A 26,131-nucleotide genomic window follows, 5' to 3' on the forward strand; every position below is an offset into this window, starting at 1 on the left:
ATGTTTTTGGAGCTGCAAATAGAAGTGATCTGTTATAAACCTTAGATAGTTAGCAATAAAACAGGAGAAATTTCTTAAAATATTGACATATAATCAATTTTATAAGAAAAAAGCAATTAAATCGTGATATTATCTTACAAAACAAAAAGACAGATTATCACGAAATATATCGCAAGTAATTAAAAAACAAACAGTTAAATCAAAATAAAAAATAATACATAAAAACTTACAAAGACCTAAGAACTATTTCTTTGTATAATCTATTTTAAGAATTTAATATTTCGTTTTAACCCTTCAAATTTTGTTCTTTTTATAGGAGAATTCTTGAATACAGTTTTAAAAGTTTCTTCAGTAATTTCTGTCCAGTCTTTTTTTGAAAAAGAAATTAAATCGGGATTTGGATTAAATAATGGTTCCGAATGTGGTTTCGAAAAACGGTTCCAGGGACAAACATCCTGACAGGTATCACAGCCAAACATCCACTCATCAAATTTTCCTTTCATCTCATTCGGAATATTTTCTTTGAGTTCAATCGTGTAGTAAGAAATGCATTTGCTGCCATCAACGATATATGGAGCAAGAATTGCCTGTGTAGGACAAGCATCAATACAAGCAGTGCAAGAACCGCAATGATCTGTTACAGCATGATCGTATTCCAGATCCAAATCTAAAATAAGTTCTGCTATAAAGTAAAATGAACCTACTTTTTGGGTAATAAGATTACTGTTTTTCCCAATCCATCCCAAACCGCTTTTGGCGGCCCAGGCTTTATCTAAAACAGGCGCAGAATCTACGAAAGCGCGTCCGGAAACTTCGCCTATATTTTCCTCAATAGAATAAAGTAATTCTTTTAGCTTTTCCTTAATAACAAAATGATAATCTTGTCCGTAAGCATATTTCGATATCTTAAAACTATCTGTATTCTGCGATTCCGAAGGAAAATAATTAAGCAGTAAAGAAACCACACTTTTTGCATCATCCACTAGTAAAGTTGGATCTAAACGTTTATCAAAATGATTTTCCATATAAGCCATCTGGCCATTATGATTGTTATTCAGCCATTTTTCTAAACGAGGTGCTTCTTGCTCCAAAAATCCGGCTTTCGAAATACCGCACGAAATAAAACCAAGCCTCTTAGCTTCTTCTTTTATAAATTTTGAATAGATCTCTTTCGAATTAATACTCATCTTTTAGAAAATGAAACTTCAACATTCACCGGTTTTAAAGTTACCAGCGGATTAAATGCTATGGAAGTACTTTTAGATTTAATTACATATCGTTTTACAATCTGTGAAATGGCCAGACACATTTCATAGACAGCAAATCCGCTGCCAATACACATTCGCGGTCCTGCTCCAAAAGGATAAAAATAAGGCATTGATTTTTTCTTCTGTTCTCCAAGAAATCTTTCAGGAATAAATTCATCCGGTCTCTCCCAGTATTTGGGATTTCGGTGCAGTTCATAAAACGAAATTCCAATCAGGGTATCTTTTTTTATATTAAAATGAACTAAAGAATCATCTTCAACATTTTGTCTGTCTGTAATCCAGGCAGGCGGATACAAACGCATAGATTCATTTATTACGGCATTGGTATAAACCATCTTTTGAAGCTGTTCGATAACATTATCTGTTTCTGCTTCGACTTCTGCAATTTCATCAAAAATCTTCTGCTGTACTTCAGTATTATTGCCTAAAAATTGCAATGTAAAAGTTAAAGCATTAGCTGTTGTTTCATGTCCGGCAATAAAAAGTACTTTAATTTCATCTATCAACTGTTTCATCGACATGCCTTCTCCCGTATCTTCATATCGGGTTTCCATAAGCATGTTCAGTAAATCGTTGAATTCTTCATTTGAATCGTTTCTTGCTTCAATAATTTCCTGAATAATAGTATTGTTTTCTTCAGCAAGCTTTAGATGTTTTCGAACTTGTCCGCTTAACGAAAACCAAAATGCTTTATGTGGAAGCCGGATTTCTTTAATCAAAAATTTCTGAACTTCTTCTATTATAAATTTTATTCTTTGAAGTTTATCTTCCGAGATAGAAAACTCAAATAATGACTTGGCCACAACATTAAAAGCTAATTCACTCATTGCAGGGAAAACATCAAAAAACTGCTCTTCTTTCAAATTATCAATTTCAGAAGTAATAGTTTTATTCATATTATCGACCAGCATATTCATTTTCTGTTTATGGAATGCAGGCTGAATAAGTCTTCTCTGCTTTAACCAAAAATCACCATCACTGGTTAAAAGTCCTTTTCCTAAATATTTGGAAAGGTATACAGATTGAAATTTTGATTTGTCGTAGTTCCTTTGGTTTTTAACCAAAATATATTGTGCTATATCATTATCCCTTGATAAAATGATATATTTTGATAAACCAATCCTGATTGAAAAAGAATCTCCTAATTTGTCAAAGTATCTTTTGTGAAAAGGAATAGGATTTTTACGCACCCCTTCTGCATCCAAAAAAAATCTTATTATGGATAATGTAGAAGGGTAATTGTATTTTTCACCTGCCGGCATAAATAAAAGTTTTTAAAATAAACCGCCCTGAATAGTATTCGTGTTTATCTTGCCAAGATGTTTGTAGGCCTTATCCGTTACTTCACGACCTCTTGGAGTCCGCATTATAAATCCTTCCTGAATAAGGAATGGTTCATAAACTTCTTCAATAGTCTCACTGCTTTCAGAAACTGCTGTTGCCAGAGTTGAAAGTCCAACAGGACCGCCTTTAAATTTATTGATAATCGTAAGCAGTATTTTGTTATCCATTTCATCAAGCCCGTGTGCATCGACATTTAATGCTTTAAGAGCATATCTTGAAATTTCCAAATCAATTCTGCCATTTCCTTTTATTTGCGCAAAATCACGAACCCTTCTCAATAACGCATTTGCAATACGAGGTGTGCCGCGGCTTCTACCTGCAATTTCTATTGCTGCCTCCAGGTCAATTGGCATTTTTAATATAGAGGCACTTCTTTCGACAATAGTGGTTAATAACTCAGTAGTATAATATTGCAAGCGTGAAGAAATCCCAAAACGGGCTCTCATAGGAGCAGTTAATAATCCGGACCGTGTTGTTGCCCCGATTAGAGTAAACGGATTCAAATTAATCTGAACCGTTCTGGCATTTGGTCCGGATTCAATCATGATATCAATCTTGAAATCTTCCATAGCCGAATATAAATATTCTTCTACAACAGGACTTAATCGATGAATTTCATCAATGAACAAAACATCTCTCTCATCTAAATTAGTCAGCAGACCGGCAAGATCACCCGGCTTGTCTAATACGGGACCTGATGTTATCTTAATGCCTACCTGGAGTTCATTTGCCAGAATATTAGCCAAAGTAGTTTTTCCCAAACCGGGAGGTCCGTGAAAAAGAGCATGATCAAGTGCTTCACCACGTTGATTGGCCGCCGCAACAAACACTTTTAAGTTTTCCAAAACCTGATCTTGCCCGGCAAAATCATCAAATGACAGCGGACGCAATCTTTTTTCAAGATCTAATTCTTCTGAGTTATATCCTTTAGTTGTAGGATCTAGATTTTCGTTCATCCTGCAAAGATATAGAAAGTAATCAGTTTCTAAAACAGTAAAACTGAACGATTAAAACTTTAACTAAACAAAAAAGACTGCCATTTCTGACAGTCTTTGTATTATTTTTTAGTGGTGTAGAACTTCTTCACCTTCTTTCATTGGTACATTTTGAGGAACAAAATCTACATCATGATTTGGGTTGCTGTAGTCATACGGCCAACGATATACGTGAGGAATTTCTCCCGGCCAGTTACCGTGGATATGTTCAACCGGAGTAGTCCACTCTAAAGTTGTAGATTTCCATGGATTCTGAGTTGCTTTCTTACCGTAGAAAATACTGCTGAAGAAGTTGTATAAGAATACTAACTGGAACGCACCTCCTACAAGAGCAAATGTTGTAATTAAAACATTCACATTTTGTAAATCATCAAATAATGGGAAGTTTGTATTAGTATAATAACGTCTTGGTAAACCAGCTAATCCTATAAAGTGCATTGGGAAGAATACTCCATAAGCACAAACAGCCGTAATCCAGAAGTGAATATAACCTAAGTTTTTGTTTAACATTCTTCCGTACATTTTAGGGAACCAGTGGTAAATACCAGCGAACATTCCGTAAAGTGCAGAGATACCCATTACTAAGTGAAAGTGAGCAATTACGAAGTAAGTATCGTGAACATTAATATCTAAAGTACTATCTCCTAAAATGATTCCAGTTAAACCTCCAGTAATGAAAGTAGAAACCATTCCGATAGAGAACAACATCGCAGGGTTAAACTGTAAGTTACCTTTCCATAAAGTTGTAATCCAGTTAAATGCCTTTACAGCAGATGGAATTGCAATCAGCAAAGTTGTAAAAGTAAATACAGATCCTAAGAAAGGATTCATACCTGAAATAAACATGTGGTGACCCCAAACAATAGTAGATAAGAATGCAATTGCAAGAACAGACATAATCATCGCTCTGTAACCAAAGATTGGTTTACGAGAGTTTGTAGCCATAATTTCAGATACAAGACCCATTGCAGGTAAAATTACAATGTAAACCTCAGGGTGTCCTAAGAACCAGAATAAGTGCTCGAACAATACAGGAGATCCACCTTGGTAATGTAGAACTTCACCAGCAATATAAATATCAGATAAGAAGAATGAAGTACCAAAACTTCTATCGAAAATTAATAATAATGCTGCAGATAACAATACCGGGAATGAAATAACACCAATAATAGCTGTTACGAAAAATGTCCAGATAGTAAGAGGAAGCCTAGTCATAGACATACCTTTTGTTCTTAAGTTGATTACAGTAACAATGTAATTTAAAGATCCCATTAATGAAGATGCAATAAAGATAGCCATCGATACTAACCATAAAGTCATACCTGTACCAGATCCAGGGATCGCTTGAGGTAAAGCACTTAATGGAGGATAAATTGTCCAACCTGCAGAAGCTGGTCCAGCTTCAACAAATAAAGAACATAACATTATTACAGCTGACAAGAAAAACAACCAGTACGAAATCATATTCATGAATCCGGAAGCCATATCTCGCGCACCAATTTGAAGAGGAATAAGTAAATTACTAAAAGTTCCACTCAAACCAGCTGTAAGTACAAAGAATACCATGATAGTACCATGAATTGTAACCAAAGCCAGATAAATATCATTAGCCATTACACCATCAGGTGCAAATTTATCTCCTAATAAAACATTAAATATCTTAAAAGACTCTTCTGGCCAAGCCAATTGCATTCTGAAAAGCAAGGACATTGCAATACCAATGATCCCCATAATAATACCAGTAATCAAGTATTGTTTAGCAATCATTTTATGATCAATACTAAAGATGTATTTAGTAATGAACGTTTCTTTATGATGATGTTCGTGCTCGTGATCGTGTCCGTGATCGTGACCGTGCGCTTCTGCTGACATATATGTGTACTTTAAATTTTCTAAATAATATTATTTCATCGCAACTTTAGCTACAGCTGCTTTTACAGTATCAACTACCGCTTTAACGGTATCTTTTACTTTTGCAGCAGTGTCCGCAGCTGGTGCAGCTCCTTCAGCTGGTTTTTCAGAAGCAGCGGCTGCTTTGATATCCTGAGCTAAAGTAGTTTTCTCACTTAACCATTTTTTATAATCTTCCGGAGTATCAACAACAACTTTCATTTGCATGTTGTAGTGTGAAGCACCACAGATTTTATTACATAATAGTAAATAATCAAATGTATAAGGATCTAATGCAACACCGCCTTTTGCAACTAACTCTACGCTTTTTTCAGCTCTAAGTTTGTTGATGTGAGCCACTTTTTCAACCATGAAAGGAAGTTCTCTGTACTCAGCAGTTGTATAAGTTGGAACGAATGCAAATTCTGTAACCATACCTGGAACACAGTTCATCTGAGCTCTGAAATGAGGCATATAAGCTGAATGTAAAACATCCTGAGAACGCATTTTGAAATGTACTTTTTTTCCTTTTGGGATATGCAGTTCAGAAACAACAATATCATCCTGAGAATTTTTATCAGACATATCAACACCTAATGTATTGATACCCTGAATCAAACGAACGTTAGCTTTTCCTAATACATTATCATTTCCTGCGTATCTTGCAGTCCATTTAAATTGCTGTGCATATAATTCAATTTCAATTACATCCTCATCTTTGTCAACAAACATAATGTTATTCCAAGCGTACAACCCGTAAAGAATTAAACAAGCTAAAACTACAGATGGAATAATACTCCAAATTGCCTCTAATTTATTACTATCAGCAAAGAATAATGCTTTTTTATCTTTATTCCCTTTGTATTTAAAAGAAAACCAATATAATAAACCTTGAGTAATAACCTGAACTGTAAAGATTAAAACCCAGGTAATATTCATTAAATTATCTACTAAACCACCGTGCTCAGAAGCAGGGGTATGAAGTGCCAAATTACCCCATTTTAGTAAACCATAAATAGTAAATATATAAATGAAAGCTAAAAAGCCAAACAAAATATATCCCTGAATGTTATTATCATTATCTGATGCAACCTGAGAATCATCAGAAGAAGATGCTCCTACCTGAGTAAGATCAAATATCTTCGTCAACTGCCATAATGCAACTGCTAATAAAACTAAAACTATAATTACCAACAAACTTGTCATCTGTTTACTTCTTTAAATATTAATAATGAAAATGTTTACTTTCTTCAATGAAAGGATTTCTTTTTGCAAGCAAAGGAGATTTAGTCAATGCAGTAAATACAATAAAAATAAATAAACCTAAGAAGAAAAGAATAGATGCAATTTCAGGAACTCCAATAAACCATTTGTCTCCTACTGTACCAGGCATAATCATATTAAAGAAATCAACATAATGACCTAATAATATTACAATACCAGCCATAACAACAACCCAGTTAAGACGTTTGAAATCTGTATTGATTAATATTAACAATGGGAAAACAAAGTTCATAACAACTGCTCCAAAGAAAGGCAGGTTATATAATTGAATTCTTGTTACAAAATAAGTAACCTCTTCAGGAATATTAGCGTACCAGATCAACATGAACTGAGAGAACCATAAGTAAGTCCAGAAAACACTAATACCAAACATGAATTTAGCTAAATCATGGATGTGGCTTGTATTTACATATTCTAAATATCCTTTAGATTTTAAATAAATTGTTACTAATGCAATTGCAGTAATACCACTTACAAAGAAAGAAGCAAATACATACCATGCAAATAATGTACTGAACCAATGCGGATCAAAAGACATAATCCAGTCCCAAGCCATGATAGACTCAGAAACAATAAAGAATACTAAAAATCCCGCAGAGATTTTAAAGTTCTTTTTGTAGTATAGATCATCATTTGCTTCATCCTGCGCTAAACAGTTTTTTCTAGAGAAATGACGATAGATGTTCCAGCCTAGTAAGAATATAAAAGCTCTTACAATCCAGAATGGGAAATTTAAATAACCAGATTTTCCAGCAATAATAGCGTCATAATGCGGGCTTTTAGGATCAGTAACCCCTTCGCCTAACCATACAAAGATATGATTAAAGTGAAGTCCGCATAAAACTAGAATTACGAAGAAAATAATAGAACCTGCAGGTAAATAAGCAGTTATACCTTGCATAACTCTAAATAATACAGGAGACCATCCTGCCTGAGCAACTTGCTGAATAGCATAAAAAGCTAAAACTCCCATTGAAAGCAATAAAAAGAAGATACAAGCAACATATACCGCAGACCATGGTTTATTTTGCAACTGGTGCAATACATGATTCAAATGTTCTGTATGCTCATCGGCAGCACCTACTTTTGCGTGCTCCCCTCCTTTGTGCTCTTCATGAGAAGCCTCTGCAGCTTCATGATGTCCAGCTTCTTTATGAGAAGCTTCTGCAGCCTCTCCGTGTGCAGCACCATGTGAACCATGAGCATCTGCAGCTAGTAATTTTTCAACTTCTTGAATATCTTTAGGTGCACTTAAAAAACCATACCCAATTCCTAACAGACCAAGAACCATTAGGATGATAGAAAAAGTTTTTAATTTACTTGAAAATGTATACATATCTATTACGATCAGTTTGTTCAACAATTATAATTGGCTTTTTAGTTTTAGAACATAGTCAGCAACTAACCAACGTTCGTGGGCACTCAATTGATTTGCGTGTGATCCCATCGCGTTTAAACCATAAGTTTCAACATGAAATATACTTCCTTCAGTAATATCTCTGTCTTTATAGCTAGGTACTCCAAGAAATTTTTCTCTTTCAACCAATTTACCTTTACCATTTCCAGTTGAACCATGACAGCTCATACAGTAAATTTCGAAAAGCTCTTTACCTTTTCCTGAATTTTTTTCAATTGAATCCAACGGAGATTTTAAATTAGCTTTTGCTAATTCGTAACCAGCAGTTGAATTTTCATATTCATAAGGTTCGAAACCTCTGTTAATAGTTCCTTCTACAGGAAGTTGTCCTTCTTTTCCTCCTTTAAATATTTTTGATTCTGCGTAAGGCTCATAGGCTACAGATTCATACATATTTGGAAAATACTGATAGTTTGGTGCCGAATTATTGTGGCAAGATGAAACTAAAATAGTTATACCAACTAAAAGTGTTATTTTATATATCCTTTTCATAGCTACAATTAATTCTTTTCAATTACTTTAACTTCAACAGCTCCTGTACCTTCGAAAAAAGAAACAAGTTCTGCTTCGTTATTATTTACAGCCACTTCCATTAGGAAATGGTCGTCTGTTGTTCTTACATCAGGATTTTCTGCTTGTTTAAATGGCCATAATCTACTTCTCATATAGAAAGTAATAACCATTAAGTGCGCTGCAAAAAATACAGTCATCTCAAACATAATAGGCACGAAAGACGGCATATTCTGAATGAAACTGAAACTTGGTTTTCCACCAATATCTTGAGGCCAGTCATGAATCATGATATAACTCATCATGAATGTTGCAACAGAAATACCTACACAGCCATATAAGAAAGCACATATTGCTAATCTTGTTGGTGCTAATCCCATAGCTTTATCCAATCCGTGAACTGGGAATGGAGTAAAAACCTCTTCAATATGATGATGAGCAGCTCTGGTTTTCTTTACTGCGTCCATCAAAACGTCATCGTCATTATAAATGGCGTATATTACTTTATTACTCATGATGTGAATCTTTATTTGCTCTTTCTCTAATGTAATTATCTCCTGTTCCTTTCAAAATTGTTTTAACCTCTGCCTGAGCAATTACAGGGAATGTTCTAGAGTATAATAAAAACAATACAAAGAAGAAACCAATTGTTCCAATGAAAATTCCAATATCAACAAATGTTGGTGAGAACATTGTCCAAGAAGATGGAAGGTAATCTCTATGTAAAGAAGTAACAATAATTACGAATCTTTCAAACCACATTCCGATGTTTACTACGATTGAAATAATAAATGAGAACATGATACTGGTTCTAAGTTTTTTGAACCACATAAACTGTGGAGAGAAAACGTTACAAGTCATCATCGACCAATATGCCCACCAGTAAGGTCCGGTAGCTCTGTTTAAGAATGCATACTGCTCATATTCTACACCTGAATACCAAGCTACGAATAACTCAGTGATATAAGCTACACCTACAATAGATCCAGTGATCATGATAATGATATTCATTAACTCGATATGTTGTAATGTAATATATGCTTCAAGGTTAGAAACTTTTCTCATAACGATCAACAATGTATTTACCATCGCGAATCCAGAGAAAACCGCTCCAGCAACGAAGTATGGAGGGAAAATTGTGGTATGCCATCCAGGAATTACAGAAGTAGCAAAGTCCATAGATACAATTGTGTGTACAGAAAGTACAAGAGGAGTTGCTAAACCGGCTAATACTAAAGATACCTCTTCAAAACGCTGCCAGTCTTTAGCTCTACCGCTCCATCCAAAACTTAGGATAGAATACACTCTTTTATTAAACGGAGTAATAGCTCTATCACGAAGCATAGCGAAATCAGGTAATAAACCAGTCCACCAGAAAACTAATGATACTGAAAGATAAGTTGAAATCGCAAATACGTCCCAAAGTAATGGTGAGTTAAAGTTTACCCACAAAGATCCAAACTGGTTTGGAATAGGTAATACCCAGTATGCTAACCATGGACGACCCATGTGAATAATTGGGAATAAACCTGCCTGAACTACTGAGAAAATAGTCATTGCTTCTGCAGAACGGTTAATAGCCATTCTCCAACGCTGACGGAAAAGTAAAAGTACTGCAGAAATCAAAGTTCCCGCGTGACCAATACCAACCCACCAAACAAAGTTAGTAATATCCCAGGCCCAACCAACTGTTTTATTTAATCCCCATGTTCCGATACCGGTAGATACGGTGTAAATTATACAACCTAACCCCCAAAGGAAGGCTACTAATGCGATTGTAAATACAATCCACCATTGTTTATTTGCAGGTCCTTCTACAGGCGCTGCCACATCTACAGTTACATCGTGATATGATTTATCACCTATAACTAAAGGTTTTCTAATGGGTGCTTCGTAATGAGACGACATAATCCTTTATATTGTTTCTTAATTAATAATTTTACTAAGTGTTTCTAACTTTAACGTGATAGAAAACATTTGGTTTAGTACCAACATGCTCTAATAAATGATACATTCTTTCGCTTTCTGCTAATTTAGCAACTTCGCTTTCTTTATCATTTACGTCTCCAAATACCATAGCACCAGAAGAACAAGCTGCAGAACAAGCACAAGCATTGTTGAACTCATCTTTACCTACAACTCTTCCTTGACGTTTAGCTTCAAGGATTACAGCCTGAGTACTTTGGATACAGAAAGAACATTTTTCCATAACTCCACGAGAACGAACGTTTACGTCTGGGTTTAATACCATACGACCTAAATCATCATTCATATGATAATCGAATTCGCTGTTTTTGTTGTACAAGAACCAGTTGAAACGACGAACTTTATATGGACAGTTATTAGCACAGTAACGAGTACCAACACATCTGTTATATGCCATATGGTTTTGACCTTGACGACCGTGAGAAGTTGCAGCAACAGGACATACTGTTTCACAAGGTGCGTGATTACAGTGCTGACACATTACTGGCTGGAATGCTACTTGTGGATTATCTCCAGGTTTTTCCATTTCATTAAATGTAGATAATGAACTAGATAAACCAGCAATTCCTTCTTTTCTTTCGTTATCACCTTCAAAAGTACTTTCAGAAGAGTAGTATCTGTCGATACGTAACCAGTGCATATCACGGCTTCTTCTAACCTCTGCTTTACCTACAACCGGAACGTTGTTTTCAGCGTGACAAGCGATAACGCAGGCTCCACAACCAGTACAAGCATTTAAATCGATAGATAAATTAAAGTGGTGACCAGTAGTACGATCAAAAGATTCCCATAAGTCTACAGTTGTAGCCTCAACTTCCTGGTGATCTAATGATACCATTGGCTGTTCGTTCCAATGTTTTGCATCCTGAGTATTGAAAATCTCTAAAGTAGTTTCTTTAATGATATCTCCTCTACCCATTAATGTTTTTTGTCCCTGAACACAAGCAAACTCATGTTCTCCATTTGCCTTAGCAATAGAAACAGACTGAACACTATTGAAATTTTTATATAAAGCGTAAGCATTTAAACCTACCTGCATTTCTTCTTTTAAAGCTGCTTTACGACCGTAACCAACAGCTAAACCTACTGTACCAACAGCTTGTCCTGGCTGAACAATTACCGGCACATTCTCTAATTTAAGACCATCAGCAGTTGTAATTGTAGCATAACTTCCGTTTAAACCACCATTTGCAACAATTTCATTTGATAAATTTAATTTCTTAGCATCCGCATTTGAAACTGTAACATAGTTATCCCAAGAAACTCTTGTGATTGGATCCGGGAACTCTTGTAACCATGGATTGTTTGCATGTTGTCCATCTCCCATACCTGTTTTAGTATATAATACTAACTCAAGTTCACCGTTAGATTTTGATTTAGAAAGTATACTTGCTGCACTAGCGAAATCATAAGACCCTCCAGCTAAAGGAGCAGAACCAATTACTAAAACACCATCGTGCAGAACTTTGTTCCAAGAAGAACCAGCAATAACAGAAGCTGCATTAGCTTTTAAGTAATCATAGAAACTTCCAGTTGAACCATTCAATGATAATAAAACATCCTGAAATTGTTTTGTATCAAAAATTGGGCGAATAGTCGGCTGTGTTAAACTATAAGTTCCTTTAGTAATTTCTACATCTCCCCAAGACTCTAAATAATGAGGAGCCGGAGCTGCAACTGTAGATATAGCAGCAGTTTCATCTTCTTTTAAAGAGAAAGCAACTGACGTTTTTACTTTTTTCAATCCGGAAACAAAAGAAGCTGAATCAGCTAAAGTGTAAACCGGGTTAACTCCACTCATAATTAAAGTATGAACACTTCCTGCATTCAAATCTTTAATTAATTGCGAAACAACTGCATTAGAACCTTTTCTAATTTGTCTTGTTCCTGCCGTTGTGAAAGCTTCGCTGGCTAATGCCTGATTGATAGCTAAAACTAACAATTGAGCATTTTTATCTTCAATACCAGATACCAGAATACCTTTTGTACCAGCTGCTTTTAATTGCTGAGCTGCTTTTATAACCTCTTCTTTAAATTTACCATCTAAAGTTACAGGAACAGAAGCACCAACAATTATATTATAAATCTGAACTAAAGCTTGTTTTTGATCAGCTGTAGTCATTGGAACACGCTTATCAGCTGCTGCTCCGGATAATGTCATATTTGATTCAAACTGAAAATGACGAGACATTTTTCCGTTTTGAGGAATACGTCCTTTTGCATATCCAGCATCATATCCGCCACCTTGCCAGTCTCCTAAGAAATCAGCACCAACAGATACAATTAAAGAAGCTTTTGAGAAATCATAATCAACCAAACCTCTTTCTCCGTATACAGTTTCGAATGCATCTAATGCATCAGAAGAAGAAACTGCATCGTATACTACATGTTTAGCATTTGGATTTTTAGCGATAAACTCAGCTATCAGCTTTTCAGTTGAAGGGCTCGCTAAAGTATTTGTTAACAATACCACCTGACCTCCTTTAGCTTTTGCATCAGCTAAACTTGATTTAATTTTTAAATCAACAGCAGACCAAGTAGACTCTTTTCCTTCTACTTTCGGTGCTTTCAAACGCATGCTATCATATAAACCTAAGATAGATGCATGAATTCTCGCGTTTGCTGAAAACTTAGCTCCGGGAATAGTATTGTTTTCAATTTTAATTGGACGACCCTCACGAGTTTTTACCAAAAGATTTGCAAAATCAAAACCATCAAAAACAGTAGTTGCATAATAATCTGCAACACCAGGAATGATTTGCTCTGGTTGTAATACATAAGGGATAGACTTGTGCACAGGACCTTCACAAGCAGCAAGTGTAACTGCCGCAGTACTAAATCCTACGTACTTTAAAAAGTCACGACGTGAAGTTCCAGATGAAGCTAACGCATCAGCATTTCCTAAGAATTCATCTGTAGGAATCTCTTCAACAAATTCGTTATTTCTAAGCGCCTCAACAATAGAACTATTTTCTAGTTCTTCAACACTTTTCCAGTATTTTTTGTTTGATGACATTGTATATAAATATTAAAATCTTAATAATTCGATTAATAGTGGCATTTACCGCATTCTAAACCTCCCATTTGCGCTGCAGTTAATTTTTCTACACCGTATTTTTTAGAAAGTTCAGCATGAATTTTTTCATAATATGCATTTCCTTCCATCTTAACATCAGTTTTTCTGTGGCAGTCCACACACCAACCCATAGTTAATTTAGAGTATTGCTTCATGATTTCAAATTCTTGTACCGGACCGTGACAAGTTTGACATTCAACTCCTGCAACAGAAACGTGCTGCGAGTGGTTGAAGTAAACAAAATCAGGAAGATTATGAATACGAACCCATTTAACAGGCTGTGTTTTTCCAGTATAAGCCTGTTTAGTCTTATCCCATCCAACAGCATCATATAATTTTTGAATCTGTGCATCGTAGAATGCTTTGCTGTATTCAGCAGTAGCTGTAGTTTCAGCAACCTCAGAAATATTTTTATGACAGTTCATACAAACATTTAATGAAGGAATACCAGCAGTCTTGCTCACACGAGCAGCAGAGTGACAATATTTACAATTGATTTCATTATCCCCAGCGTGAATTTTGTGAGAGTAATGGATTGGCTGGATTGGTTCGTAGTTTTGATCTACACCAACCTGCATTAAATATCCATACACAAAATAACCACTAGCTAAAAGTAAAAATATAGAAGTAACTAATACAAGGAATTGGTTTCTTGCAAAAGCTTTCCAGATTGGAGTTCTTCCTTCTTTAGGAGCAACTTCAATTCCGTTATTACTGGCAACTTTAGTCAACACTTTGTTCACCATGAACAACATAACAACTAAGATGGCCATTACAAGAGCAAGAGCTCCTAAAATAACATTATTAGAGATTCCGCCTGCTTCAGTATTAGTTCCCGGAGGTGTTGCTGCAGTTCCTGCACCAGGAGCCGGTTCAGCTTTCTTTTCAGAAGTATAAGCAATAATATTATCAATATCACCCTCAGACAGCTGAGGAAAAGAGGTCATAACAGCTTTGTTATTTTCCTCAAAAAGTTTAACAGCAACTGGATCGCCTGATTTTATCATTTCAGAGCTGTTGTGAATCCATTTGTAAAGCCATGCTTTATCATGCTTAGAAGCAACATCTCTTAAAGCTGGACCTGTTGATTTAGCATCTAGTTTGTGACATGCAGCGCAATTTGCATTAAAAAGTTCTTTCCCTTTTACCGGATCACCACCTGATGTTGCAGCAGGAGCCGCAGCTTCTGGTGCTGCAGCTGGAGCAGCAGGATCTTGAGCAAATGAAGTTAGGGAGAAAATTAACGTTAGCGATAAGCTAAGCAGCAATTTTCTTGAGATCGAATTATGGTTACCCACCTTTTTCATATAGTATAATAATTATCTACTAATTTTTGGTATGATTTTTTCTGTAATAAATCAGACAAAAATTAATACCTTCTTTTAAAACTTGCACAAAAATACGACTTATGAACTATTCTCAAAACCTTAAAATAGTCTTAAATATCAATTTATATCAATTCTAAATAATATTAAAATTTTACATACAAACTTTAAATAGTATTTTTGCATAAAAACCATCACATTATGAGAATTTTAAGCCCTTCAAAAAAGCTTTTTTTTACATTTACAATCGCTGCCGTAACATTTAGTTTTCAAGCACAAAGTCAAAACTTAACATTGAATCAGGACCCTAAATTTGAGCAGTTATTGAATGATAAACGTAAATTTAACACATCAATAAGTACAAACGATTCCTATAGAATTCAAATCTTTAGCGGTAAAAGTGAAGAGGCTAAAAAGACACTTTCGGACTTTAAAAGAGAGTACACAAACATAGACGGAACCATCATTTTTAACACACCCAACTACAAGGTTATAGTTGGAAACTTCAAATCACGAATTGAAGCCGAACGAAATATGATCGAAATCAGAAAAAAATATAAAAATATATTCCTGATAAAGCCGGGAAAATAGCACAAAATCACATAAAAAAAGCGAGACAAATTGTCTCGCTTTTTTTTATTTACAATAACCTGTTACTTTTCTCAAAAAAATCCTAACATTTATCATTTAAAGGTAAAATCTTTTTTCAGGTTCTTTTAGGATTCGCCTAATTCAACCATAAAACAAGACTTAATTTACCCTAAAAAATCAATTTACTACTTTGATACCGCTGGCCAAAAATTGTATTTCTTCTTTCGGTTTATTGATTTCATTTATTTCTGTTTTTGTCTTTTTAGCTTCTTTTGCATAATGCTTCAACTCTTTTACTGATGTAACTTTCTTCTCAGCATTTCCTGTCAAAACCACATTTTTTCCTTTTACAGCTGTAGGTACAAAAAAAGCATAATCTTTCATCTTAACAAAGAAAGACGAACCTTCTGTTGTTTTAATGGTTAACCAGCACCCTCTTTTTCCACACACATCTGTCACCTTTCCTTGTACAACAGCATTTTCAACTTTAGCAGAGCCATTTAATTCTTTTTCTAACTCTTCAGCTGAAATCGCCTTATTTACAACAGCCGCCGAAACATCTTCTCCGTAATAATCTCCTACTAACGCATTACCTGCCGGAGGAGCTGGTTTTTCGACATCTTCCTGAGAAAAACAAAACGCATTAAAACATATAAACAAAACAACTGAACACAGTATTGATTTCTTATTTATCAGATCTTTTTTCATTATAAAATAACTTTAAATTTTAAGAGATCTAATTTACGTATTTAATCACAAATACTGCCTGATACCGCGGTTTTAAAGCATTATTTCATAAAAAAAGTCCCAATATAATTGGGACTTTAAGATATATCAACTGACTATTATTTCAATTTCTTTTTAATCGCTACTTCGTGGTACGCTTCAATAACATCGCTTATTTCAATATCATTAAATCCTTTGATCTGAATACCACAGTCATAACCTTTTGTTACCTCTTTAACATCGTCTTTGAAACGTTTTAAAGCAACAAGCTCACCCGTATGAACTACAACTCCATCTCTAATAACTCTAATCTTAGAAGTTCTCAGGATTTTACCATCAGTTACCATACAACCTGCAATTGAACCCACTTTAGAAATTTTGAAAATCTCACGGATTTCAGCAGTTCCCAAAACTTCTTCTTTCATTTCAGGAGCCAGCATTCCTTCCATTGCATCTTTTAAGTCATCAATTGCAGCATAGATAATAGAATAATAACGGATATCGATTTCTTCTTTATCAGCAAGCTGTCTTGCATTTCCAGCCGGACGAACATTAAATCCAATAATAATAGCATCTGACGCAGAAGCCAAGTTAACATCGGTCTCGGTTATCGCACCAACACCTTTATGTATAATATTGATCTGAACTTCTTCTGTAGAAAGTTTCGAGAACGAATCAGATAATGCTTCAACAGAACCATCCACATCTCCTTTAAGGATTACATTCAATTCTTTAAACTGACCAAGAGCAATACGACGTCCAATTTCATCAAGTGTAATATGTCTTTGTGTACGAACTGACTGTTCACGCATTAACTGAGAACGTTTAGATGCAATTTGTTTTGCCTCTTTTTCATCCTCAAACACATTGAATTTATCACCAGCAGTTGCCGCACCATCTAATCCCAGAACAGATACCGGAGTTGAAGGTCCTGCCTGTATAACATTATGCCCTCTTTCGTCATGCATCGCCTTAACTTTTCCATGATGTTTTCCTGCCAGCATATAGTCTCCAATTTTTAAAGTACCGTGTTGTACTAAAATCGTAGACACATATCCTTTTCCTTTATCAAGATAAGCCTCAACAACAGTTCCCTGAGCTGCTTTATTTGGGTTTGATTTTAAATCTAAAATCTCAGCTTCTAATAAAACTTTTTCAAGAAGTTCTTTAACACCTAATCCTGTTTTTGCAGAAATATCGTGTGACTGGATTTTTCCTCCCCAATCTTCAACAAGTAAATTCATACCTGCCAATCTTTCTTTAATTTTATCAGGGTTAGCATTTGGCTTATCCACTTTGTTGATTGCAAATATAATTGGCACACCAGCCGCCTGAGCGTGACTGATAGCTTCTTTTGTCTGCGGCATGATATCATCATCCGCTGCAATTACAATAATAGCAATATCCGTAACCTGAGCACCACGCGCACGCATCGCGGTAAACGCCTCGTGACCCGGTGTATCTAAGAACGCTATTTTTTGTCCATTATCAAGAGTCACTCCGTAAGCTCCAATATGCTGTGTAATTCCACCTGACTCACCGGCAATAACATTTTCTTTACGAATATAATCCAGTAAAGATGTTTTACCGTGATCGACGTGACCCATTACAGTAACAATTGGCGCTCTTGTAACTAAATCTTCTTCTCTATCTTCAACAACTTCAATCGCTTCTTCGATATCCACTGTTATAAATTCAACTTCGTAACCAAATTCATCAGCAACAATCGTTAAGGTTTCAGCATCTAAACGCTGATTCATTGTTACCATGATACCAAGAGACATACAGGTTCCGATTACTTTCGTAATAGGCACATCCATCATAATCGCAATCTCTCCTACTGTAACGAATTCAGTAACCTTAATGGTTTTACTTCCTTCATCAAGAGCTCTTTGCTCATCATCAGATTTCTGACGGTGCGTTTCTCTTTTATCTCTTCTGTATTTAGCCGCTTTAGATTTACCTCCTTTACCCTGAAGTTTTTCAAGAGTTTCTCTAATTTGGTTTTTTACTTCTTCTTCGGTAGGCTCAACTTTAGCCACAATTGCAGGACGGTTTCCTTTTACAAAACCAGGTCTTGCACTTCTGTTGGCATTAAAACCTCCACCTCCTGTATTAGGAGTAATTTTATTAGGATTTGGTGTTCCCGGCGCATTTCCTGCTGCAGGTTTTTGAGCACCAGGTGCACCTGGTTTAGGAGCAATTCTTTTACGCTTGTTTTTATTAGCGTTGTTATTATTCCCGGCTCCCGGAACCCCAGGCTTATTCTGCGCTGCTTTCGGATCCTCTTTCTTTTTCTTAGGCTTATTAAACTGAGACAAGTCAATTGTCTGGCCTGTAAGAGTAGTTCCTGATAATTTTTGATATTGTGTAGTAATGGTTTCTTCAGAAGTCGTTGGATCCAATGAAATAATTGGCTCCTGAGCCATTTTAGAAACTTCTGGTTTTACTTCTTTTTTCTCAGTAATAACAGGTTTTTCAACCTTTTTTTCCTCAGAAACAACAGGAACTGATGCCTCAGTCTGTACATTTTCTTTTTGGACAGGTTTTTCTGGTTGAGATGGAGCAACAGATTTAGGCTCTTCGGTTTTAACCGGTTCTTCTGAAGGAGAAACTGCAGCTGGCTTCTTTGGGTTTAAATCAATTTTACCCACCTGAACAGGCCCTGTTACAACAGCTCTTGCTTTTATAATTTCCTGTTGCTTTTGACGCTCTTCATCTTGTCTGCGTTTATCCTCTAGTTCTTTCTCGCGCTCAACACGCAAAGCTTCTTTTTCTTTTCTTTTTTCTTCTCCAACTTCTTTTGAAGCTTCCTTGTTCCCCTTATCGCCAGCAAATTGATTCTGCAGGATATTAAATTCACTGTCAGAAATTTTCGCGTTTGGATTTGCATCAATAGCAATTCCTTTATCTTTTAGATAATCCACAGCTCTTTCTAACGAGATATTTAACTCCCTTAAAACCTTGTTTATTCTTATTACTCTCTCTTCAGACATATAACCTTTTTATTATTACCTTTTTCGTTGTGTTGTTAGAGCAGACATCAGCTATTGCTTAACTATCAAACTCTTCTTTTAGTATTTTGATAACATCAAGAATCGTTTCCTCTTCTAAGTCTGTTCTTCTTACTAAATCTTCTACTTCTTGTTTCAGGATACTTTTTGCAGTATCTAAACCTATTTTAGCAAACTCTTCTATTACCCATTCTTCAATTTCATCTGAGAACTCTGTTAATTCAACATCGTCTTCATCTGCAACTGTTCCGGCTACATCGCCTTCACGGATAACATCTAATTCATAACCTGTCAGCTGACCGGCTAATTTGATATTGTGGCCTCCTCTACCAATTGCCTTGGAAACCTCTTCTAATTTCAAGAACACCTCTGCTCTCTTGTTATCTTCATCAATTTTGATTGAAGAAACTTTTGCAGGGCTTAATGCTCTTGTAATAAACAACTGAATGTTGTTTGTATAATTAATTACGTCAATATTTTCGTTTCCTAATTCACGTACAATGCCATGAATACGAGAACCCTTCATACCCACGCAGGCTCCAACCGGATCAATTCTGTCATCATACGAATCTACAGCAACTTTTGCTTTTTCACCCGGAATACGAACTACGTTTTTAACCGTAATTAAACCGTCAAAAACTTCCGGAATTTCCTGCTCAAATAATTTTTCTAAAAACTTCTCTGAAGTTCTAGACATAATAATCTGCGGTTTGTTTCCTTTTAATTCAACACTTTCAATGATTCCACGAACATTATCTCCTTTACGGAAAAAGTCAGATGGGATTTGTTTCTCTTTTGGAAGCACAATTTCATTTCCTTCATCATCGACTAAAATAACCACTCTTGGACGAACATGGTGAACTTCGGCGGTGTAAATATCGCCAATAATATCTTTAAATTGCTTATAAAGATTAGTATTATCGTGTTCGTGAATTTTTGATATTAAATTTTGACGCAGTGCCAGGATAGCTCTTCTTCCTAAATCAATCAGCTTAACCTCTTCAGAAACCTCTTCACCTATTTCGAAATCCGCTTCGATTTTTCTTGCTTCAGTCAATGTAATTTCCTCATTTTCAAAATCAAGATCCTCATCAGCAACAATTACCCTTCTTCTCCAAATTTCCATATCTCCTTTATCAGGATTAATAATGATATCGAAATTTTCATCTGAACCGTATTTTTTCTTTAATGCATTTCTAAACACGTCCTCTAAAATTGCCATAAGCGTTACACGATCAATAAGTTTATTATCTTTAAACTCCGAGAATGAATCGATTAATGCTAAATTTTCCATGCGAATTCTTTAAATTAAAATGTTACTGTAACAACTGCCTCTTTAATTTCTGTATAAGGTATTTGTTGTTCTTTTTGAACTGTTTCTTTTCCTTTTCCTACTTTTTTCGGTTCCCTTGCCTTCCAAGACAAAATTATAAAAACATCATTAGCTTCTACCAATTCTGCTTCAATTTTTTCATTATTTGTAGTAACAATCAACGTTCTACCAATATTTTTCTTGTATTGTCTTATCAATTTCAAAGGAGATCCAACTCCAACAGATGCTACTTCAAGCGAAAAATCCTGTTCTTCACGATCCAGATTATTCTCGATTGCACGACTAATATCAATGCAGTCCTGCAACGCAACCCCATTATCTCCGTCTAAACCTACGCTGATCTTAAAAGAATCTGACACAGCCAGATCAATCAAAAAGATCGATGGTTTTTCCAGAAGAGCCTCTTCAATTAATCCGTTTACTTTCTCTTTAAATGTCATAATTTTATAAAAAGAGGGGACACTAGTCCCCTCATTATTTAGATTTTAATAAATAACGATGCAAATATAGTGATTTTTTTATAAATCAAATAACTAGATTGCTCTAAAAATATTCCATACCTTTCGCGCTCCAAATAATAACATATTATAAAATAATTTAACCCAAAAATCATGAAACGAATTTTAGTACCTACTGATTTCTCTGAACATGCAGAACACGCTTTAAAAGTAGCTGCACAAATTGCAAAAAAGAACGACTCTGAAATCATCATCTTACACATGCTTGAACTGCCGCATCAGGCAAACGATGCAATATTTGGAGGTGTAAGCATTCCGGAGACTATGCTTTTTATGCAAAAAGCCAACGAAACTCTGGATAAAATTTCAGACAGTCCGTTTTTAGACGGAATTCCTATTACCGAAATGGTAAAAATGGACAAACCAATTCACGGAATCACTCAGGTAAGCAAAGAAAATGACATTGACTTAATTGTCATGGGATCTCACGGATCTTCTGGGGTAGAAGAATTACTAATTGGATCTAACACTGAAAAAGTTGTTAGAAACTCAGACGTACCTGTACTTGTTATCAAAAAAGACGCACCTGAATTCAATGTAAACAATGTTGTATTTGCATCTGATTTTACTGAAGAAACCAAAAAGCCTTTTGAAAAACTTTTAAATTTTACAAAATTATTTGATTCAAAACTACATTTAGTTTCTATTTGTACACCAAACAGCTTTAAACCAACTCACGTAATCAACAAAACGCTTGAAGATTTTACAAGTGCTTTCAATCTTACGAATTATGAGACACATATATATAATGACACTAACATTGAAAACGGAATTATCAATTTCGCAAACAGTATCGATGCAGATGTAATTGGAATGTGCACTCACGGAAGAACAGGACTTGCTCACTTCTTTAACGGAAGCATCAGCGAAGGATTGGTTAACCACTCTATCAAACCGGTTATCACAGTTAAAATCTAATTAGATAATCTTTTCAACAATAAACTAACCAGTCAATTTTCTTTGGCTGGTTTTTTTTTATTTTAAACCTAAGACACACAAAAAAAAAAAAGAGCCTCTCAAATGAGAAGCTCTTTACTTTATGTTGGTCTACTAGGACTCGAACCTAGAAAGACGGCACCAAAAACCGTAGTGTTACCATTACACCATAGACCAGCAATGCGGTTAAGCGGGTGCAAAATTAGAACTTTATTTTGTTTATGCAAATTTTACAACCAACTTTTTTATATAAAAAAAAGTCTCTCATTTCTGAGAGACTTTTTATGTTGGTCTACTAGGACTCGAACCTAGAAAGACGGCACCAAAAACCGTAGTGTTACCATTACACCATAGACCAGCAGTGCGGTTAAGCGAGTGCAAATTTAAGGTTTTATTTAGTTTGCACAAACTTTTTGATCAAAAAAAATCATTTTTTTTGCTTTTTTTTAGATCCGACTCATTCCAATTATCAAAAGTCACTTATAACCAAGACATTAGTCTTTAAAGATACTTTTATAGAATTTTTTGTTAATGGTCGTTTCTTTACATAAAAAAACATTTTCTTTGTAGGATAGAAAAACACACAAAATTATAATACCTAAATATGGCACAATTCAATTTCAATAAATGGAATACAATTATTGGTTGGTTTGCATTTGCAATCGCTTTAATTACTTATACACTAACTGTTGAACCTACTATGAGCTTTTGGGATTGCGGCGAATATATTGCCACAGCGGCAAAACTTGAAGTCGGTCACCCTCCGGGAGCACCTTTATTCCAAATGATGGGCGCTTTCTTTGCCATGTTTGCAATCGATGCCCAGCATGTAGCCGTAATGGTTAATATGATGTCTGTTTTTTCTAGCGCATTTACAATTTTATTTATGTTTTGGTCTTCTTCTATGATCTTAAAAAAGATTGTAGCGCGTTTTGCCGAAATCGACCAAAATAACTCTATAGTTATATTAGGAAGCTCATTAGTTGGAGCTCTTGCTTATACGTTTTCTGACAGTTTCTGGTTTAACGCCGTTGAAGCCGAAGTATATGCTATGGCATCTTTACTAATTGCTCTGCTTTTCTGGCTGGGATTACGCTGGGAGCAGGATATGGACAAGCCAAAAGGAAACAAATGGCTTTTGATTATTTCTTTGGTTATCGGGCTTTCATTTGGAGTTCACTTCATGGCTTTATTAACCATTCCGTCAATTGGTTTTCTATACTATTTCAAACATTACGAAAAAGTTACTATCAAAAACTTCATTATTGCCAATATCGTTGTAATTGGAATTTTATTATTCATTTTCAAATTACTTCTGCCATTAACCATGGCTTCATTTGGTAAAACTGAAATTTTCATGGTTAACAATATGGGCTTGCCATTTAACTCAGGAACCATTTTTGTAGTTTTAGCATTAATTGCCTTTTTCTATTTTGGACTTAAATACACTAAACAAAAAGGATTAATTTTCTATAACACTATTATTCTTTGCATCCTATTTATATTAATAGGTTTCTCTACCTGGATTATGCTGCCTGTACGTGCCAATGCAAATCCGGTAATTAACGAAAACAAACCATCTGACGCTGCCGAGGTTTTAGCTTATTATAATCGTGAGCAATATGGTGTAAATCCACTATTTTACGGTCCTCAGTATACCGAAGTTTTTGCAGGTCTTGACGCCACTACTCCTTATTTAGATAAAAAACCTAACTACGAGAGAGATTACAAAACAGGTAAATACATTATTACCAATAATTACAAAAATGCTGAACAGAATACGGATGACAACCAGAAAGCTGTTCTGCCTAGAATGTGGAGTACCGAAACCGGACACATCCAAAACTATATCAATTTTACAAATCCTCCTAAATTCAGAATCAATCCTAACTATAATTATGAAGATGATTTAGGCAAATACGGAATTGACCCAAGCCAGTTAACCGAAGAGGAATACAACAAGGCAATTGCACAATTGCGTAATGAGGTTGAGAAAACAGTTTCTGAATTCAGAACAGCTTATGCTCAAAAACAAATCGATAACGAAGGTTATGTTAAATTCTTAAGAAGTTACGGGGATTATTTAATTATAGAAAAACCAACTACAGTTGACAATTTCAGTTTTATGTTCGAATACCAATTTGGATATATGTACTGGAGATATTTAATGTGGAATTTTGTTGGACGTCAAAGTGATGTTCAGGGTAAATATGACAACTTAGACGGAAACTGGATCAGCGGTATCAAACCTCTTGATTCTATTCATTTAGGTTCTCAGGACAATCTGCCTTCTGATGTTTTAAATAATAAAGGACGTAATGTTTACTATTTCCTTCCTTTTATTTTAGGCTTAATTGGAATAATGTATCATGCTAATAAAGATCTTAAGAGCTTTTATGTACTGCTTGCTTTGTTCTTATTTACAGGAATTGCCTTGAAAATTTATCTGAATGAAAGACCTTTTGAACCTCGTGAAAGAGATTATGCCCTTGTAGGATCATTTTATGTCTTTGCAATATGGATTGGTTTTGGAGTTTATTCTTTATACGAAAGCTTCCAGAAATATGTTGCACCTAAAATTGCAGGACCGGTTATTATTGCCGGAAGTTTACTGGCCGCACCAATCTTAATGGCTTCTCAAAACTGGGATGATCATGACAGATCAGGCCGATATACTGCTGTTGCAATGGCAAAAGCCTATTTAAGCTCGTGCGATAAAAATGCTATCCTATTTACCATTGGAGACAATGATACATTCCCGCTATGGTATGCACAAGAAATTGAACATTTTAGAACCGACGTGAAAATCGTTAACACAAGTCTTTTCATGACAGACTGGTATATCGATCAAATGAAAGCTAAATCATACGAGTCAGACCCTCTGCCAATATCTTTCAAACATGAGCAGTATGTTGGGGACAATCTGGATTATGTAGCTCATATTCCTAAAATCGAAACACGCTGGAATATTACTGATTTTATTGATTTTATTAAAAACCCTAAATCTACTGTAGGTCTTCAAAACGGACAGACAATCCATTTTTACCCAACGAATAAAATCAGGGTAAATGTTGACAAAAACACTATCATTAAGAATAAAGTTGTAAATCCTAAATACAATGATTCGATTGTTCCTTATATGGACATCAACATCAAAGGAAACGCATTGTACAAAAACCGTTTAATGATGCTTGACATTTTGGCCAACAATAATTGGAAACGTCCTATTTATTTTAGCGGTGGTGCTTTTGACGATGAAGATTATTTATGGCTGAAAGATTATCTGCAGTTAGACGGAATGGTTTACAAACTGGTTCCTGTTAGAAACGCTTATTCTAAAGACAACGGGCCAATGGACATGGGACAAATCGATGCTGATAAAATGTATGATATTGTTATGAAATGGGATTGGGGCAACAGCGAAAGCGACAAAATTTACCACGATCCTGAAACAAGAAGAAACAGTATTACATACCGTACTAATTTATCCCGTTTAATGAACGAGCTTATTGCAGAGGACAAAATTGACAAAGCTAAAAATGTTATCAATTTAGCTATCACAAAAATGCCTTTGGATAAATACGGTTATTATTCTTTGGTTGAACCTTTTGCTGATGGCTATTACAAAGTGGGAGAACCTGCCAAAGCACATGATTTATTAGAAAAACTGGTTAACAAATACAAAGAAAACCTGAACTACTACAAAACATTGAGCGGTTCAGACCAGACCGATTTAGCAATTGATATTATCACAGATATTGAGCGTTACAGAAGCCTGCTTCAGGTTATGAAGACCAATAAAGACACTGCTTTTTATGAGAACCACAAAAAAGTATTTAATACGTATGTAAATATATTTGAGCGTTTTGGACGCGAGAAAGAATAATATACGAAAAACATATTGATTAAAAAAATGCC

18 protein-coding genes and 2 tRNA genes are annotated in these 26,131 nt (G+C 35.2%); 3 read left to right on the plus strand and 17 right to left on the minus strand.

Annotated features, from left to right (window positions below; all coding sequences use genetic code 11):
* Positions 1–260: 260 nt before the first annotated feature.
* The 11 genes from queG to OZP11_RS11555 all read right to left on the minus strand — a co-directional run bounded on the left by queG (position 261) and on the right by OZP11_RS11555 (position 15,077).
* The gene (gene queG, locus OZP11_RS11505; protein ID WP_281235344.1) at positions 261–1,187 is read right to left on the minus strand and encodes a tRNA epoxyqueuosine(34) reductase QueG; all 927 of its coding nucleotides are present in this window, start codon (positions 1,185–1,187) and stop codon (positions 261–263) included.
* Positions 1,184–2,530: a cytochrome P450 gene (locus OZP11_RS11510; protein WP_281235345.1), complete on the minus strand. Its 1,347-nt coding sequence runs from the start codon at positions 2,528–2,530 to the stop codon at positions 1,184–1,186. The genes queG and OZP11_RS11510 overlap by 4 nt, the downstream gene beginning before the upstream one ends.
* 12 nt (positions 2,531–2,542) lie before the next feature.
* Positions 2,543–3,568, minus strand: a complete 1,026-nt coding sequence (gene ruvB, locus OZP11_RS11515) for a Holliday junction branch migration DNA helicase RuvB (protein WP_281235346.1) — start codon at positions 3,566–3,568, stop codon at positions 2,543–2,545.
* Positions 3,569–3,676: 108 nt separating this feature from the next.
* Positions 3,677–5,479, minus strand: a complete 1,803-nt coding sequence (locus tag OZP11_RS11520; RefSeq protein WP_281235347.1) for a cytochrome c oxidase subunit I — start codon at positions 5,477–5,479, stop codon at positions 3,677–3,679.
* A gap of 30 nt (positions 5,480–5,509) precedes the next feature.
* Positions 5,510–6,703 carry a cytochrome c oxidase subunit II gene (locus OZP11_RS11525; protein ID WP_281235348.1) on the minus strand — a complete coding sequence of 398 codons (1,194 nt, stop codon included), beginning with the start codon at positions 6,701–6,703 and terminating at the stop codon, positions 5,510–5,512.
* Between the two features lie 19 nt (positions 6,704–6,722).
* Positions 6,723–8,117: a quinol:cytochrome C oxidoreductase gene (locus tag OZP11_RS11530; RefSeq protein WP_281235349.1), complete on the minus strand. Its 1,395-nt coding sequence runs from the start codon at positions 8,115–8,117 to the stop codon at positions 6,723–6,725.
* Positions 8,118–8,144: 27 nt separating this feature from the next.
* Entirely contained in the window at positions 8,145–8,690 is a 546-nt protein-coding gene (locus tag OZP11_RS11535; protein ID WP_281235350.1) for a cytochrome c, read from the minus strand.
* Positions 8,691–8,698: 8 nt separating this feature from the next.
* On the minus strand, positions 8,699–9,223 hold the full coding sequence (locus tag OZP11_RS11540) for a DUF3341 domain-containing protein (RefSeq protein WP_281235351.1): 525 nt from the start codon (positions 9,221–9,223) through the stop codon (positions 8,699–8,701).
* Positions 9,216–10,616, minus strand: a complete 1,401-nt coding sequence (nrfD, locus tag OZP11_RS11545) for an NrfD/PsrC family molybdoenzyme membrane anchor subunit (protein WP_012023712.1) — start codon at positions 10,614–10,616, stop codon at positions 9,216–9,218. The genes OZP11_RS11540 and nrfD overlap by 8 nt, the downstream gene beginning before the upstream one ends.
* A gap of 34 nt (positions 10,617–10,650) precedes the next feature.
* A complete protein-coding gene (locus OZP11_RS11550) occupies positions 10,651–13,710 on the minus strand; it encodes a TAT-variant-translocated molybdopterin oxidoreductase (protein ID WP_281235352.1) in 3,060 nt (1,019 codons plus the stop codon).
* A 32-nt stretch (positions 13,711–13,742) separates the two neighbouring features.
* On the minus strand, positions 13,743–15,077 hold the full coding sequence (locus OZP11_RS11555; protein WP_281235353.1) for a c-type cytochrome: 1,335 nt from the start codon (positions 15,075–15,077) through the stop codon (positions 13,743–13,745).
* A 219-nt stretch (positions 15,078–15,296) separates the two neighbouring features.
* Here OZP11_RS11555 and OZP11_RS11560 point away from each other — a divergent pair, with 219 nt between their 5' ends.
* On the plus strand, positions 15,297–15,686 hold the full coding sequence (locus OZP11_RS11560; RefSeq protein WP_281235354.1) for an SPOR domain-containing protein: 390 nt from the start codon (positions 15,297–15,299) through the stop codon (positions 15,684–15,686).
* Between the two features lie 177 nt (positions 15,687–15,863).
* Here OZP11_RS11560 and OZP11_RS11565 read toward each other — a convergent pair whose 3' ends face one another.
* From OZP11_RS11565 to rimP, 4 genes are all read right to left on the minus strand, one after another.
* Positions 15,864–16,394: a DUF4920 domain-containing protein gene (locus OZP11_RS11565; RefSeq protein ID WP_281235355.1), complete on the minus strand. Its 531-nt coding sequence runs from the start codon at positions 16,392–16,394 to the stop codon at positions 15,864–15,866.
* Between the two features lie 137 nt (positions 16,395–16,531).
* A complete protein-coding gene (gene infB, locus OZP11_RS11570; RefSeq protein WP_281235356.1) occupies positions 16,532–19,408 on the minus strand; it encodes a translation initiation factor IF-2 in 2,877 nt (958 codons plus the stop codon).
* A gap of 58 nt (positions 19,409–19,466) precedes the next feature.
* Positions 19,467–20,720: a transcription termination factor NusA gene (nusA, locus tag OZP11_RS11575; protein WP_281235357.1), complete on the minus strand. Its 1,254-nt coding sequence runs from the start codon at positions 20,718–20,720 to the stop codon at positions 19,467–19,469.
* A 14-nt stretch (positions 20,721–20,734) separates the two neighbouring features.
* The gene (gene rimP, locus OZP11_RS11580) at positions 20,735–21,199 is read right to left on the minus strand and encodes a ribosome assembly cofactor RimP (RefSeq protein ID WP_281235358.1); all 465 of its coding nucleotides are present in this window, start codon (positions 21,197–21,199) and stop codon (positions 20,735–20,737) included.
* 171 nt (positions 21,200–21,370) lie between these two features.
* Between rimP and OZP11_RS11585 the strand changes: the two genes are divergently transcribed.
* Complete coding sequence (locus tag OZP11_RS11585) at positions 21,371–22,195, plus strand: universal stress protein (protein WP_281235359.1); 825 nt, start codon at positions 21,371–21,373, stop codon at positions 22,193–22,195.
* 124 nt (positions 22,196–22,319) lie between these two features.
* On the opposite strand, the gene OZP11_RS11590 is transcribed toward OZP11_RS11585, so the two are convergent.
* Positions 22,320–22,390 (minus strand) — tRNA-Gln (locus OZP11_RS11590).
* Positions 22,391–22,500: 110 nt separating this feature from the next.
* A tRNA-Gln gene (locus tag OZP11_RS11595) sits at positions 22,501–22,571 on the minus strand.
* Between the two features lie 246 nt (positions 22,572–22,817).
* Here OZP11_RS11595 and OZP11_RS11600 point away from each other — a divergent pair.
* The gene (locus OZP11_RS11600) at positions 22,818–26,099 is read left to right on the plus strand and encodes a glycosyltransferase family 117 protein (protein ID WP_281235360.1); all 3,282 of its coding nucleotides are present in this window, start codon (positions 22,818–22,820) and stop codon (positions 26,097–26,099) included.
* The last annotated feature ends 32 nt before the right edge of the window (positions 26,100–26,131 follow it).

It is taken from the genome of Flavobacterium gelatinilyticum (assembly GCF_027111295.1).
Lineage (GTDB): Bacteria > Bacteroidota > Bacteroidia > Flavobacteriales > Flavobacteriaceae > Flavobacterium > Flavobacterium gelatinilyticum.